This window comes from Clostridium saudiense (genome assembly GCF_000577815.1).
Lineage (GTDB): Bacteria > Bacillota > Clostridia > Clostridiales > Clostridiaceae > Clostridium > Clostridium saudiense.
Genome location: NZ_CBYM010000020.1, coordinates 15,719 through 31,751 on the forward strand (window position 1 = coordinate 15,719; position 16,033 = coordinate 31,751).

At 30.1% G+C, this 16,033-nt stretch carries 11 protein-coding genes; all 11 read left to right on the forward strand.

The window, feature by feature from the left end:
• The first annotated feature begins 166 nt into the window (after positions 1 to 166).
• On the forward strand, positions 167 to 337 hold the full coding sequence (locus TY07_RS18090; protein WP_172676136.1) for a Spo0E family sporulation regulatory protein-aspartic acid phosphatase: 171 nt from the start codon (positions 167 to 169) through the stop codon (positions 335 to 337).
• Between the two features lie 289 nt (positions 338 to 626).
• On the forward strand, positions 627 to 1,706 hold the full coding sequence (locus TY07_RS10550) for a GntR family transcriptional regulator (RefSeq protein WP_172676137.1): 1,080 nt from the start codon (positions 627 to 629) through the stop codon (positions 1,704 to 1,706).
• Positions 1,707 to 1,997: 291 nt separating this feature from the next.
• On the forward strand, positions 1,998 to 2,723 hold the full coding sequence (locus tag TY07_RS10555; protein ID WP_042399332.1) for an L-ribulose-5-phosphate 4-epimerase: 726 nt from the start codon (positions 1,998 to 2,000) through the stop codon (positions 2,721 to 2,723).
• A gap of 76 nt (positions 2,724 to 2,799) precedes the next feature.
• On the forward strand, positions 2,800 to 4,776 hold the full coding sequence (tkt, locus tag TY07_RS10560) for a transketolase (protein ID WP_042399336.1): 1,977 nt from the start codon (positions 2,800 to 2,802) through the stop codon (positions 4,774 to 4,776).
• A 48-nt stretch (positions 4,777 to 4,824) separates the two neighbouring features.
• Entirely contained in the window at positions 4,825 to 6,432 is a 1,608-nt protein-coding gene (locus TY07_RS10565) for a xylulokinase (RefSeq protein ID WP_042399340.1), read from the forward strand.
• Positions 6,433 to 6,537: 105 nt separating this feature from the next.
• Positions 6,538 to 7,182, forward strand: a complete 645-nt coding sequence (fsa, locus tag TY07_RS10570) for a fructose-6-phosphate aldolase (protein ID WP_042399341.1) — start codon at positions 6,538 to 6,540, stop codon at positions 7,180 to 7,182.
• Between the two features lie 33 nt (positions 7,183 to 7,215).
• Positions 7,216 to 8,709, forward strand: coding sequence for an L-arabinose isomerase (gene araA / locus TY07_RS10575; RefSeq protein ID WP_042399343.1), 1,494 nt, complete (start codon positions 7,216 to 7,218; stop codon positions 8,707 to 8,709).
• Between the two features lie 97 nt (positions 8,710 to 8,806).
• Positions 8,807 to 11,083 (forward strand): glycoside hydrolase family 127 protein, encoded by a 2,277-nt coding sequence (locus TY07_RS10580; protein WP_042399345.1) that lies wholly within the window; start codon positions 8,807 to 8,809, stop codon positions 11,081 to 11,083.
• Between the two features lie 42 nt (positions 11,084 to 11,125).
• Positions 11,126 to 12,601, forward strand: a complete 1,476-nt coding sequence (locus TY07_RS10585; RefSeq protein ID WP_042399347.1) for an alpha-N-arabinofuranosidase — start codon at positions 11,126 to 11,128, stop codon at positions 12,599 to 12,601.
• A 5-nt stretch (positions 12,602 to 12,606) separates the two neighbouring features.
• Positions 12,607 to 12,873, forward strand: a complete 267-nt coding sequence (locus TY07_RS10590; protein ID WP_042399349.1) for a DUF6171 family protein — start codon at positions 12,607 to 12,609, stop codon at positions 12,871 to 12,873.
• Between the two features lie 297 nt (positions 12,874 to 13,170).
• On the forward strand, positions 13,171 to 15,966 hold the full coding sequence (locus TY07_RS10595; RefSeq protein WP_052330696.1) for a lipocalin-like domain-containing protein: 2,796 nt from the start codon (positions 13,171 to 13,173) through the stop codon (positions 15,964 to 15,966).
• Positions 15,967 to 16,033: the final 67 nt, after the last annotated feature.

Consider the following 16,033-nt stretch of genomic DNA (forward strand, 5'->3'; position numbering starts at 1 on the left):
ATAAAACAATTATTTTACAAAAAGTAAATAAAATAATACGTTAAATATATTTATAATGACGAAATAAGACTAACGGTATATTTAACTATTTAAATTAGAAATAATATAATAATCATATGATAACTCAAAATAATTGATGTTGAAATGTTACCAGTGGAGGAAAACAATGAATATAATTAAAATTTTAATGTATACTTTTAAAGTATTATTAAATGAGTCCATAGAGGCAAATGGAATTGGTAGCTTGGAGACAATAAGCATAAGTCAAAGATTAGACTTATTAGTACTAGAAGAACAAAAGGAAATATATAAGAGATACAAGCTTAGTATGGTTTAATAAAATAACAAAATACTATATTTAGTTAATGATGCTAATTTAATTGGAGCATTATATAATTATTTGGAACTAGAAAAATAATTGTAAAAATGAGTAGTGCCTTTAAGTTTATTTTATATAATGAATAAACTTAAGGGCATTTATTTGTTGCATTTAAATATATGTTTTTTATCTTTTATATACTATTTATAATATTTTCATAAAATTCGTATGGTAAAAGGTATAAAATTAGGTTAAAATTAAATTAAGAAAGAGCGATTGTAAGTACAATATGAGGGGGCAGTGGAAAGTGGAGAAAACAATAAAGTATATAGAAATATTTGAATATTATAGAGATAAAATACTTAATGGAGAAATGGTATATGGAGAAAAACTTCCTACAGAACAAGAAATAGGAGAATTATTTTCAGTAAGTAGACATACAGTAAGACAATCTATATTAGAGCTTGAAAAACAAGGGTACATTTATAGAGAAAGAAGCAAAGGTGCATATGTAGATAAATTAGAAAAAAGTAAAAAGACAAAGAGTAAAATGATAATAGTAATAACAACATATGTATCAGAATATATATTTCCATTCTTAATAAAAGGAATAGAAGAAGTATTAAGCAAAAATGGCTATGACATACTATTATTAAGTACGAATAATGAAAAACAAAAAGAAAGAGAACAGTTAAAAAAATTATTAGAATATGATGTTGTTGGAGCAATAATTGAGCCTACAGCTAGTGCGTTAGGTAATACGAATGAAGATTATTATAAAGAAATATCTAATAATAATATACCATATTTAATGATTAATGCAGCATATGATAAAGATAAACAATCTTATGTAGCAATTGATGATGAAAAAGGTGGATATACTATTTGTAAATATTTAATTGATTTGGGGCATAAAAGAATTGCTGGGCTATTTAAGGAAGATGATGTACAAGGTATAGAACGTAAAAAAGGATATTTACGAGCTTTAGAGGAAAATAATATTGAAATAGACTCTACAATAGTTGGTAAGTTTAAGACATTTGAAGAAGATTTTTATATAGATGGCTTTACTAGAAGCTTATTATGCAGAAATGATAGACCAACAGCTATATTCTGTTACAATGATAAAGTTGCTATTAAGGTAGTAAAGGTAGCAGAAGAGTTAGGATTGAAAATACCAGAAGATTTATCAATTGTAGGATATGATAATGATGCAACAGTATCAGCTGTTTTGGATTGTGGAATTACAACAATTTCTCATCCAAAAGAAGAGTTAGGTAAAAAAGCAGCTGAAATGTTATTACGTTTAATCAATGGTGAACAGGAAAAGGTTTCATATATATTTGAACCTGAAATAGTAGTTAAAAATAGTGTAAAAAGAATTTAAAACATGTTAAGAAATGGCGTTTATAAATGACAAATATGTTATTTATAAATGCCATTTTTAGATTTTAAAATAATTAAACAAAAGAAAAATTTAAATATTTTTCCAGTAAAACATTTACAAACAAATAAAAATTTGCTACCATTAAATTGTACGGAACATATGGAAAAATAAACAGGGTTTAATGTTTAAATAACGTACAATTTGAGTGGGATACAACTTCTTAAGGCTGAGTCTAATTTAATATTTGGATTAAACTAGACTGTATATATAAATATTCGGAGGGGAATTGAGATGTTAGAGAATTTAAAAGAAGAGGTTTTTAAGGCAAATTTAGATTTAGTAAAACATGACTTGGTTGTACTTACATGGGGAAATGTTAGTGGCATTGATAGAGAAAGTGGACTTTTGGTAATTAAACCAAGTGGAGTAAGTTATGACAAAATGAAAGCTAGTGATATGGTAGTAGTTGATTTAGATGGAAATGTAGTAGAGGGTGACTTAAGACCATCATCAGACACACCAACTCATATAGAATTATATAAAAAATACCCTAATATCGGAGGAGTAGTACATACTCACTCATCATTTGCAACATCTTGGGCACAAGCTAAAAGAGATATTCCTTCATATGGAACAACTCATGCAGATACATTCTATGGCCCAGTTCCATGTACAAGATCATTAACTAAAGAAGAAATTAAAGATGAATATGAAAAAAATACAGGTTCGGTAATAATTGAAACATTAACTGAAAGAAATATAGATGAATTAAGCGTTCCAGGAATTATCATTGCTAGCCATGGCCCTTTTGCTTGGGGAGAAACAGCAAGCAAAGCGGTATTAAATGCAGTAGTTTTAGAAGAAGTAGCTAAAATGGCAATAAGAACAGAAAATTTAAATAAAGATATTACTTCAATACCGTCTGAACTACAAGACAAGCATTATTTCAGAAAACATGGAGCAAATGCTTATTACGGACAGTCTAAAGTGAAGGTTAAAGAACCTATAACAAAATAAGTAAGTACAATTTAATGTAATTATGGATAAAAGATATTAAGTGGTTTAAAGGTAAATTAAATTTTGGAGGGGAATAATGAGAGAAATAGAGATGCAAAGCATAAACACAATAAGAATGTTATCAGTAGATCAAATAGAGAAAGCTAACTCAGGACATCCAGGGATTTGTATGGGTGCAGCACCAATGGCATATACGTTATTTAATAAACATATAAACATTAATCCAGAGAATAGCAAATGGTTTAATAGAGATAGATTTATATTATCAGCAGGACATGGTTCAGCACTTTTATATTCAATGTTACATTTATGTGGATTTGATGTAACTATAGAGGATTTAAAAGAATTTAGACAGCTAAATTCAAGAACTCCAGGGCATCCAGAAGTTGGACATACTCATGGCGTAGAAGCTACAAGTGGTCCTTTAGGTCAAGGAATTGCACAAGCTGTTGGAATGGCAATGGCAGAAAAACATTTAGCCGCTAAATATAATAAGGATGCATTAAATATAATTGATCATTATACTTATGCAATAGTTGGTGATGGAGATTTAATGGAAGGTGTAGCAAATGAAGCTATATCTTTAGCAGGACATTTAGGATTAGGAAAATTAATAGTTCTATATGATTCAAATGATATTTGTTTAGATGGTAAGCTTTCAACTTCATTTTCAGATAATATTATCGATAGAGTAAAGGCTATGAATTGGCATACTATTAAGGTTGGAGATGGTGATACAAATGTAGAAGCAATTTCAGCTGCAATAGAAGAAGCTAAAAAGGTAACAGATAAGCCAACATTAATTGAGATAAAGACAACAATTGGATATGGAGCACCTAATAAGGGTGGAACTAATGGAGTTCATGGAGCACCTTTAGGAGCTAATGAATATTTAGAAGCTAAGACAAAGTTAAATTGGAATTACGAGCCATTTACTGTTCCAACAGAAGTAAAAGAAAACTTTGTTAATGGTGTTATTGCAAGGGGAAAGAAAAAAGAAGCTCAATGGAATGAGTTAGTTAATAAGTATAGAGAAAAATATCCAGAATTTTATGATAGTTTGATAGCTGCAATTAATGGCGAGTTAAATATTAATTTTGAAGAAGTATTACCTAAATATGAGAAAAATGAATCAATATCCACTCGTAATGCTTCAGGATTTACAATGAATGCGATTGCAAAGGCTTATGATGGTTTATTTGGAGGATCAGCAGATTTAGCACATTCAAATATGACTTACTTAAAAGAACAAGGTGATTTTAGAAAAGAATCTCCAGAAGGTAAGAATATTTGGTTTGGTGTAAGAGAATTTGGAATGTCTTCAGCTGGAAATGGAATAATGCTTCATGGTGGGTTAAGATCATTTGTTTCAACATTCTTTGTATTTAGTGATTACTTAAAACCAGCTATAAGAATGTCAGCAATTGAAAAACAACCATTAATTTATGTATTAACACATGATTCAATTGCAGTTGGAGAAGATGGACCAACCCATGAACCAATTGAACAATTAGCTGGGCTTAGAGCTATACCAAATGTAAATGTAATAAGACCGGCAGATGCACATGAAACAAATGCAGCATGGCAAGTAGCTTTAGAAGATAAAGAAACACCATCAGTATTAGTATTAACAAGACAAAATATAAATGTCAATGCTGAATTTAACTGTGTTGATAATGTTAGAAAAGGTGCATATATAATTTCAGAAGCATCACAAAATCCAGTAGCTCAAATAGTAGCAACAGGATCAGAAGTAGATTTAGGAATAAAAGCTCAAAAAGAATTAGAAAACCAAGGAATATTTGTTGATGTTGTATCAATGCCTTGTTTTAGATTATTTGATATGCAAGATGAAGTATATAAGAATAGTGTATTAAAGACTGGAATTAAGAAGTTAGGTATAGAGATGGCTTCATCTTTTGGATGGAGTAAATATGTTGATGATGTATTATGTATAGATACATTTGGGGCATCAGGTAATGGTAATGAGGTAATGAATTTATTTGGATTTAATAAAGAAACTGTGGTAAATAAGGTAAAAGAATTAATATAAAAGATTAAATATTTTTTATTTCATAAGAAGATGGGAGGATGAGAGGACATGAGTAGGTTAGAAGAAGTAAAAAAGACGATAGAATCTGGAAAAGCCGTTCTAGGAATTGAGCTAGGATCAACTAGAATAAAAGCAGTTTTAGTAGATCAAATGGGAACTGTTATTGAAACTGGTGGATTTGATTGGGAAAATAGCTTAGTTAATGGGATTTGGACATACTCTTTAGAAGAAGTATGGACAGGGATACAAAAGTGTTATAAGGATTTATCAGATAAAGTCAAAGAAAAATATGATATTACTATAAAAAGATTAGCTTCAATGGGTATAAGTGCAATGATGCATGGATATCTTCCTTTTAATAAAGAAGGGAAGCAATTGGTTGAATTTCGTACATGGAGAAATAATATTACGGGACAAGCAGCTGATAAATTAACAGACTTATTCCAATATAACATTCCTCAAAGATGGAGTATAGCACATTTGTATCAAGCAATTTTAAATAATGAGGAGCATGTAAAGAGTATTGATTTCCTTACAACTCTAGCAGGATATGTTCATTGGAAACTTACAGATAAAAAGGTAATGGGAATAGGTGAAGCATCTGGAATGTTTCCAATTGACTTAGATAAGAAAAGTTTTAATCAAGATATGATTTCGAAGTTTGATGTATTGATAGCAAGTAATGAATATAGATGGAAGTTAGGAAATATACTTCCAAAGGTTTTAGTTGCAGGAGAAGATGCTGGTGTATTAACTCAAGAAGGTGCATTACTTTTAGATCCATCAGGAGAATTACAATATGGTGCAAAGCTTTGTCCACCAGAAGGAGATGCAGGAACTGGAATGGTAGCTACCAATAGTGTAGCAAAAAAGACAGGAAATGTATCAGCAGGAACTTCAGCATTTGCAATGGTTGTTCTTGAAAATGAACTATCTAAAGTTCATAAAGAGTTAGATATGGTTACAACTCCAACTGGGGCCTTAGTCGCAATGGCACATTCAAATAATTGTACATCTGATATCAATGCATGGATGGGAATCTTTAATCAATGCTTAGAAGCATTTGGAGTTAATGTTAAAGCAAGTGAATTGTATAAAACATTATTTGAAAAAGCTTTAGATGGTGATGATGATTGTGGAGATTTAATGTCTTATTGTTTTTATTCAGGTGAGCACGGGGTTGGATTAACTGAGGGGTGTCCGATGTTTTTACATCCCGCAAATGCAAAGTTTAGCCTAGCTAATTTTATGAGAGTTCAACTATATACATGCTTTGGAGCTATGAAGCTTGGTATGGACATCTTAACAAAAGAAGAAAATGTAAAGATTGATAAGATACTTGGGCATGGAGGAATTTTTAAGACAAAGGGAGTAGCACAAAGTATTTTATCTGCAGCAATAAATGTACCGGTAGTTGTAATGGAAACAGCAGGAGAAGGTGGTGCATGGGGAATTGCATTGTTAGCATTATATCTTGATAAAAAACAAGAAAATAATTCTTTAGAAGAATTTTTAAATAATACTATTTTTGGAGAAGCAGAAGCTATAACAATAGAACCAAATGAAAATATGGTTATTGGATATGAAAAATTCTTAGAAAATTATAAAAAAGGATTAACTATTGAGCAAGAAGCAGTAGAATATTTGAAAAAATAAATAATAATACTTTGAGTTAATAGGATATGGTTAAAAACTTAATAAAATTAATGTAAATAAAACCGTAAAGTTAAAAATAAATGGTTATGAGAGGGGTATATTATTATGAAAATATTTATTGATACAGCTAGTATTGAACAAATTAAAAAGGCTAATGATATGGGGTTAATTGATGGAGTTACAACAAATCCATCATTAGTTTCTAAAGAAAATAAAACAATGGCAGAAGTAATTCCACAAATTTGTGAAATAGTAGATGGACCAATAAGTGCAGAGGTTATGAGTTTAGACACTGAGGGAATGATTAGAGAAGCAAGAGAATTAGTTAAAATAAGCAAAAATATAGTTGTTAAAATTCCTATGACATTAGAAGGATTAAGTGCAGTAAGAGTATTATCTCAAGAAGGAATAAAAACTAATGTTACTTTAGTATTTAGCGTTCATCAAGGTGTTTTAGCAGCAAAAGCTGGAGCAACATATATTAGCCCATTCGTCGGAAGGTTAGATGATATTGGATTAGATGGTATGGATTTGATAAATGATTTAATATTAGCAAAAGAAAACTATGGATTTGAAACAGAAATAATTGCTGCCAGCATAAGAACTAAGGAGCACATACTTCAATGCATATTATCAGGAGTTGATATTGCAACTATTCCATATGCCCAAATTGAAGATATGGCTAAGCATCCATTAACAAGTGCAGGTATAGAAAGATTTATAAGTGATTATAGTAAGGTTCAAAAATAGTGAAAATAATATGGTAAAAGGGGAGAATTAAATATGATTAATACAAGAAAATATAGTTTTTGGTTTGTAACTGGAAGTCAAGACTTATATGGTGAAGATACATTAAAACAAGTTGCTTTAGATTCAAAGGAAATGGTAAATGGATTAAATGATGTTGAAGGAATTAAATATGAAATAATCCATAAGCCAACAGTAAGAAATGCTAAGGAGATATATGATATATGTTTAGCAGCAAATAATGATGAAAGTTGTGCTGGTATTATTACTTGGATGCACACATTTTCACCAGCTAAAATGTGGATAAGAGGTTTATCAATTTTAAATAAGCCACAATTACATTTTCATACTCAATTTAATAGAGATATTCCATGGGATACAATGGATATGGATTTTATGAATTTAAATCAATCAGCTCATGGAGATAGGGAATTTGGATTTATAAACACAAGAATGGGTAATAACAGGAAGGTTGTTGTTGGTTATTGGCAAGAGCCAGAGACACATAAAGAGATTAATAAGTGGATGAGTGTTGCTACTGGATATGTTGAAGGTAGAAATATTAAGATTGCAAGATTTGATGATAACATGAGAGATGTTGCTGTTACTGAAGGTGATAAGGTTGAAGTGGCAATAAAGTTAGGTTGGACTTGTGATGCATTTGGAATTGGTGATTTAGTTGAAGTAATCAACGAAGTTACTGATGAAGAAGTTGAAAACTTAATGAAGGTATATGAAGAAAAATATGAAATTTGTGAAGCAGGAAAGACTGAAGGTTCAGTAAGAAATTCAATTAAATATCAAGCAAAAGTAGAAATTGCATTAAGAAGATTCTTAGAAAAGGGGGGCTATACAGCATTCACAACTAACTTCCAAGTGCTTCATGGTATGGAACAATTACCAGGACTTGCAGTTCAAAGACTTATGGAAGATGGATATGGATTTGGAGGAGAAGGTGATTGGAAAACAGCAGGATTAGTTAGATTAATGAAAATTATGACTAATAATACTAGAACTTCATTTATGGAAGATTACACTTATAACTTTGATCCAGAAAATGAATTAATTTTAGGAGCTCATATGCTTGAAGTTTGTCCTACAGTTTCAGCTAATAAACCTTTAATAGAAGTTAAGCATTTAGGAATAGGTGATAAGGCTGCTCCAGCTAGATTAATATTTAACGGACAAGCAGGACAAGCAGTTTGTGCATCATTAATTGACTTAGGTGGAAGAATGCGTTTAGTAATTAATGAAGTAGAAGCAAAAGAAGTTGAAAAAGATTTACCAGAACTTCCAGTGGCAAGAGTATTATGGAGGCCAGAGCCATCATTGAAAGTTGGAGCTAAAGCATGGATTTTAGCTGGTGGTGCTCATCATACATCTTTTACTTATGAATTAGATTCAGAGCAATTAACAACATTAGCAGATATGTATGGAATTGAATCAGTAGTTATAGGAAAAGACACAAATATTAGGGATTTTGAAAAAGAATTAAAATTAAATAGCTTATATTGGATGTTAAATAAATAAAAGAAAAGGTTAAAGAAAAGTTAATAGGGTATAACTGGAAAATTAGATTTTCTAGTTATACTTTAAGGTTATATTAGTAAAGCATGAGGAAGTTTTTATGGAAAATGTAATCTTGTTAGGTGGAATATTTAAAGAATCTCAAGAAATAGGTAAAAAGTATTTATTACATTTAGATGTAGATAGGTTATTAGCCCCATGTTATGAAGCAATAAATCAAATTCCTAAAAAACCACGATATGGCGGGTGGGAAGAAAAAGAGATAAGTGGACATTCATTAGGGCATTTTCTTTCAGCATTATGTGCTATGTATATAGCAGATAATGATATAAGGCTAAAGGAAAAAGCAGACTATATAGTATCAGAATTGGCATATCTTCAAGATTTAGATGAAGAGGGATATGTGAGTGGTTTTCCAAGAAAATGCTTTGATAAAGTTTTTAGCGGAAATTTTAACGTTACAAGATTTGAATTAGGGGATAGTTGGGTTCCATGGTACAGCATTCATAAAATATATGCAGGACTTATTGATGCATATGAACTTATTGGAAATGAACAAGCTTTAAAAGTTGTTACTAAATTAGCTGATTGGGCTAAAAAAGGGACTGATAATTTAAATGAAGATCAATTTGAAAAAATGCTTTATTGTGAACATGGTGGAATGTGTGAAGCCATGGCAAATCTCTATAAGATAACAAAAAATCAGGATTATTTAAATTTATCAATTAGATTTATTCATAAAGAAACAATTAATCCATTAATTGATTTAAAGGATGAGTTAGAAGGAAAACATGCTAATACACAAATTCCTAAGGTTATTGGTGTAGCTACACTTTATGAAATAACAGGTAAAGAAGAATATAAAAGAGCTTGTGAATTCTTTTGGAATATAGTTACTAAAGGTAGATCATATGCAATCGGTGGAAATAGTAGAGATGAGCATTTTGGTAAATGTGGGACAGAAAAGTTAGATGTTACTACTGCTGAAACTTGTAATACATATAATATGTTAAAGCTTACAGAACATTTATATGAATGGCATCATAAAGCAGAGTATATGGATTATTATGAAAAGTCACTATACAATCATATATTAGCTTCACAAGATCCTGATAGTGGAATGAAAACTTATTTTGTTTCAACTAAACCAGGGCATTTTAAAGTGTATTGTACACCAGATAATTCATTTTGGTGCTGCACAGGAACTGGTATGGAAAATCCAGCAAGGTATATAAGAAATATATATTTTAAGGATAATGATAGTTTGTTTGTAAATCTTTTTATATCATCAAAAATTAATATAGAAGATAAAAAAATTAAGATATCACAAATAACGAATTTCCCAGAAGAGGAAAATATAAAGCTTGTGATAGAAGAAGCTGATAATGAGTTCATGAGCATAAGAATAAGAATACCTTATTGGGTTTCAGAAAATGTACAAGTTACTATTAATAATGAAACGGTATATATAAAAAATGAGGATAGTTATATAACAATATCTAGAACATGGAATAAAGGTGATATAGTAAATATTAATTTACCTATGAATATACATTTATATAATTCAAAAGAAAATAAAAATGAAATTGTATTTATGTATGGGCCTTTAGTTTTAGCAGGAGCTTTAGGAAAAGAAAATTTCCCAGAGACAGATATTTTAGAGGATCACTTAAAGTTAAATCATCATCCAGGAATAAACGTACCCAAGTTAGTTGGTGATATTGATGAAATATCAAGTTGCATAACAAAAATTAATGAAAAAGAATTAATTTTTGAGAGTAAAGCAATAGGGCAGCCTGAAAATGTAAAGGTTAAACTAATTCCATTTTATAAAGTCACTCATGAAAGATATACTATTTATTGGAGTGTAATGAGTGAGAAAGAGTATAAAAATATAGAAAATAACACTAATAATTATCAAGATAAAATAGAGAAAATTACTATAGATCAAGTAAATCCAAATAATCAGCAATCAGAAATAGAGCATAAAATTAAAGCTTTAAATTCAAAATCAGACTATTCTAAAGAGTGTGGGCAAGGCTGGAGAGAGTGCAGGGATAATGGATATTTTAGTTATGAAGTACAGTTGAAAAATAATAAAAAGGTATATTTATTGTTAACCTACTGGGGTAGTGATAGAGAAATATTTGAAGATGGAAAAATGTATAGTAGAAAATTTAAAATTTATGCTGAAGATTTGATGATAGCACAAGAGAAATTAGATGAAAATAAACCATTTGTACTATTTAATAAAATTTATGGCATTCCTGAAGAAGTAACAAATGGAAAATCATATATTAGGATAAAGTTTGAAAGTGAAGAAGGGTCTATAGCAGGAAGAGTATTTGGCTTAAAAATAATTAGTGAAGAAATATAAAAATACAATAATAAATATATTAAATAAAAGGAGCTGGGAATTATGAGCAAATTAATAATTAATCCACACAATAAAAAATCAAAAATAAGTAAAGAAATATATGGTCATTTTTCTGAACATTTAGGTAGGTGTATTTATGAAGGAATATATGTAGGAGAAAACTCTCCAATACCAAATGTAAATGGAATGAGAAAAGATGTTGTTGATGCATTAAAAGAAATTAAAATTCCAGTATTACGTTGGCCAGGCGGATGTTTTGCTGACGAATATCATTGGATGGATGGGATTGGTCCAAAGGAAAATCGTAAAAAGATGGTTAATACACACTGGGGTGGTGTTGTAGAAGACAATAGCTTTGGGACACATGAATTTATGGAGTTGTGTAGACAACTTGAATGTGAACCTTATATAAATGGAAATGTTGGTAGTGGTACAGTTCAAGAAATGTCTGAATGGGTTGAATACTTAACTTTTGATGGTATTTCACCTATGGCAGAATTAAGAAAGCAAAATGGACATGCAGAACCTTGGAAAGTTAAATACTTTGGTGTAGGGAATGAAAATTGGGGTTGTGGTGGAAATATGACACCAGAATTCTATGGAAACATGTATAGAAGATATCAAACATACTGCAGAAATTATGGAGATAATAAACTTTATAAAATTGCTTGTGGTCCAAATGTAGATGATTATAATTGGACAGATGGAGTAATGAAGGTTGCTGCAAACTTTATGGATGCATTAACATTACATTATTACACTCATCCAGGTGGATGGTTAAATAAAGGAGCAGCAACAGGATTTGATAAAGAAACTTGGTATATCAGTATGAATAAAACTTTAAAAATGGAAGAATTAATTAATAGGCATTTAGAAATAATGAATAAATATGATCCTGAAAAGAGAGTTGATTTAATAGTAGATGAATGGGGAGGCTGGTATGACGTTGAACCAGGGACTAATCCAGGATTCTTATATCAACAAAATACTATGAGAGATGCCCTTATTGCTGGTATTAATTTAAATATATTCAATAAGCATAGTGATAGAGTTAAGATGGCAAATTTAGCACAAGTAGTAAATGTTCTTCAAGCAGTTATATTAACAGAAGGAGAAAAGATGGTGTTAACTCCAACTTATCATGTATTTAATATGTATAAAAACCATCAAGAAGCAACTTTAGTTGAAAGTTATTTAGAAACTAAAATGATTGGGTTAGATGAAGAAAATCAAGTACCAAATTTACATGAATCAGTTTCAGTTGATGGTGAAGGAAAAATTAATATAACAATAAATAATCTATCAATTGATGAAGCATATGATGTTGAAAGTATAATCGTAGGCAGACCTGTCAAAACTGTAAAAGCAACTGTTTTAACTAATGAAATGAATGCATTTAATACATTTGATAATCCAGATGTAGTTAAACCAGAAAAATTTAAGGATTTTACTATTACAGAAAATGGATTAAACTTTAGGATTCCAGCTTGTAGTGTTATTAGTTTTGTTGTTGAGTAATTATTATGGAAAATAGATTTTGTAAAAAGTGCTTAATGAATGAAGTAATGGGACAGGCTGAATATAAGCATATGCAAGATTACATCAGTAATATAGATAGTTTTATTAAAACAGAAGAAAAAGATTATAAGGAACGATTAGGTATTTGTATGGATTGTGATAATCTCATTAATGGAATGTGTAAGCTTTGTGGCTGTTATGTAGAAATGAGGGCAGCTGTAAAGAAAAATTATTGTCCTAATATAGAGAGAAAATGGGATAAAATTTCATGAATCTAGATAATTCAATAATTTAATATAAGGTATAGTACCTATAAAAAGGCATATATCAAATTAACATAAGATTATAGGAATATAGTAAATCAATATTATTTAAGGTTTAAGCAAAGAAAAATTTATTGTTAAATATATAATTTTTAAAATTAAGCTAAATGATAATTTAAAGTTAGATATTCCTATATGAAAATATGTTGGTTGATGTATGCCTATAATTATGTTTATTAAGAAAGGGCGATATTAAAAAATAATTTAAAAGATAAAAAAATGAGGGTATGAGGGGAGAAAATTTAAATGAAATCAAGAAAAGTTAAAAGGTTAATGGCTATAATATTAGCTGGAACATTAATTTCAACGTTAGGATTTACTAGTGTCACTTCTGGGGAAGAAAAGCTATTAGAAAAGAGTCGTGTTTCTGTGCATGACCCATCTATCGTAAAAGAAGATGATACTTATTATGTGTTTGGATCACATATAGAAGCAGCTAAATCTACGGATTTACAAAATTGGACTACTTTTACTAATGGGTATACAACACCTGGGAATGTTATTTTTGGAGATTTATCAGATAACTTAGAAGAATCATTTGAATGGGCTGGTGAAGATGATTCTGATTGTAAAGGAGGATATGCTGTTTGGGCACCAACAGTATTTTGGAATGAGTCTTATGTAAACGATGACGGAAGTATGGGTGCTTATATGATGTATTATTGTACATCATCAACTTATAAGAGATCTGCTATAGGATATGCTATTTCACAAGAGATTGAGGGACCTTACACATATGTAGATACCATAATTTATTCTGGATTTACAAAAAATGATGCTTATGATTCAAATAGTAATAAAAATACAATTTATACTAATACACATATTGATGAATTAATTGAAGATGGAACTATAAGTGGAGTAAATGATTCTTGGTTTGCAGCTGATGGATCATATAATACAACATATGCACCAAATGCAATAGATCCAGAATTATTTTATGATACAGAAGGAAAGTTATGGATGACTTATGGTTCATGGTCAGGTGGAGTTTATATATTAGAAATAGATAATACTACTGGACAACCTATTTATCCAGGAGAAGACTCAGATACTGATACTATTAATCCTACAGATAGATATTTTGGTAAGAGAATAGCTGTTGGATATACTCAATCAGGGGAAGGGGCAGATGTAGTATATGATTCAGAAACAGGATATTATTACATGACAATAACTTATGGAAGTTTAACTTCTGATGGTGGTTATAATATGAGATTGTTTAGATCAGAAAGTCCAACAGGACCATATTTAGATGCAAAGGGAAACAATGCAGCATTATCAGGAAATGTTACTAATACAGCTAATGGAATTAAATTAATATCTAATTATAAATTTGCTTGCCAAGATAAAGCTTTAAAAGCTGCTGGACATAATTCAGTTCTTATTGATGATGATGGAGAAAGATATTTAATTCATCACCAAAGATTTGATGATGGTACAGAATATCATGAAGTAAGAGTTCATCAAATGTTTGTTAATAAGGAAGGATGGCTTCTTGTAGCACCTTATGAAAATAGTGGAGATAAGATTTCAGAAACTGGATATTCAAAGGATCAAGTTGTTGGAAATTATCAATTTATAAATCATGGAACAGCAACAACTGGAAAAGTAGCTGACACTTTAAATGTGAGCTTAAATGAAGATAACACAGTAAGTGGAGATATAGATGGTACTTGGACAATGGAAGAAGGTTCTTACTATATGACAATTACTACTAATGATGTTACTTATAGCGGTGTATTCTTTAAACAACAAGATGAATCATTAGAAGATAATAAAGTGATGACATTTACTGCTGTTGGAAGCAATAATGAATCTGTCTGGGGAAGTAAACTTGATTTAGATGCTAGTGAGGCTGTCGATTATGCAAGTAAGGACTTAGAAAATAAAATACCAACTGTAACTAAAACAAATATAGAATTACCTTTAGTAGGAGCATATGATACAACAATTACTTGGGCATCAAATAATGAAGAGAGCATTTCTAATGATGGTAAAGTAAATCGTACAGGAGAAGATGTAACTGTTACTTTAACGGCTACAATAACTAAGGAAAGTGAATCAATAGTTAAAGAGTTTAATATAACAGTTAAAGGTGTATTACAAGAAGTTGGAGCAGAACCAATATATAAATATGACTTTGAAACTATAGAGGAAGAAGCAATTGCTAATTCAGGAAGTAAGAGTGGTAATGCAATTTTAGTTGGTACTACATCAGTTGTTGAAGATACAGATAGAGGAAATGTATTAGAAATAAAAAATGAAGATGGAGCAGTAAAAAATAATTATTTAGCTTTACCTACAGACACATTTGATGGAATTACTAAAGAAGGATATACAGTAAGTATGTGGGTTAATATAGATAAAAATGATCCAAATTATTTTGAACACAGTGCATTATTTGAAGCAAGCATGACTAAAGAAGATGGTACGCCAGATTACCCAATTACAAGAATCAGTGCTAATCTTTATGGTAGAATAAATGCTAATGGAGCATATTCAGATGCCACAGAAGTTTCTAAATCATTGGAAGGAAACAAATGGGAGTATGTTACTTATACAGTAAAGTCTGATGGAATAGTAGTTTATGTTGATGGAAACGAGGTTGCAAGACAAGATAAGGATATTTCAGCATGTTTCAATGATAACTTCTTAGCATTGATGACTGATGTTAGAATTGGTAGTGGTAATATATGGTCTGATAGGGATATAGCTAATGCAAAGTTCGATAATGTTTCTATCTATAATGTTGCATTAACTGATAAGCAAGTTGAGGCTCTTTATAATGAAGAAACGAAAGTTGAAGAAGAACCAGAAAATCCTGAAGGACCAACTGATGAAGATGATAACAATCAGGATGAAGATAACAATCAAGATGAGGACAAGCAAGATCCATCAAAGGATGATGATGGAAATGACTCAGGAAAGAAGCCATCAAAATTACCTCAAACAGGTGATGTAGGTATAGCACTTGCATTAATATTAGGAGGAACGAGTGCAGTAGTTGGTGGACTTAGATTAAGAAAGAAAAGTAAATAAGTTATATATGAGGTTAGATTAAAAAAATTAGCGAAAATATTAATTTTTTAAATTAAAGCTAGATGCA

Bases quoted from the DNA above. Each gene is read 5' to 3' on its own strand.
- araA (WP_042399343.1), top strand. From the start codon at position 7,216: ATGATTAATACAAGAAAATATAGTTTTTGGTTTGTAACTGGAAGTCAA.
- TY07_RS10565 (WP_042399340.1), top strand. From the start codon at position 4,825: ATGAGTAGGTTAGAAGAAGTAAAAAAGACGATAGAATCTGGAAAAGCC.
- TY07_RS10595 (WP_052330696.1), top strand. From the start codon at position 13,171: ATGAAATCAAGAAAAGTTAAAAGGTTAATGGCTATAATATTAGCTGGA.
- TY07_RS10580 (WP_042399345.1), top strand. From the start codon at position 8,807: ATGGAAAATGTAATCTTGTTAGGTGGAATATTTAAAGAATCTCAAGAA.
- tkt (WP_042399336.1), top strand. From the start codon at position 2,800: ATGAGAGAAATAGAGATGCAAAGCATAAACACAATAAGAATGTTATCA.
- fsa (WP_042399341.1), top strand. From the start codon at position 6,538: ATGAAAATATTTATTGATACAGCTAGTATTGAACAAATTAAAAAGGCT.
- TY07_RS18090 (WP_172676136.1), top strand. From the start codon at position 167: ATGAATATAATTAAAATTTTAATGTATACTTTTAAAGTATTATTAAAT.
- TY07_RS10585 (WP_042399347.1), top strand. From the start codon at position 11,126: ATGAGCAAATTAATAATTAATCCACACAATAAAAAATCAAAAATAAGT.
- TY07_RS10590 (WP_042399349.1), top strand. From the start codon at position 12,607: ATGGAAAATAGATTTTGTAAAAAGTGCTTAATGAATGAAGTAATGGGA.
- TY07_RS10555 (WP_042399332.1), top strand. From the start codon at position 1,998: ATGTTAGAGAATTTAAAAGAAGAGGTTTTTAAGGCAAATTTAGATTTA.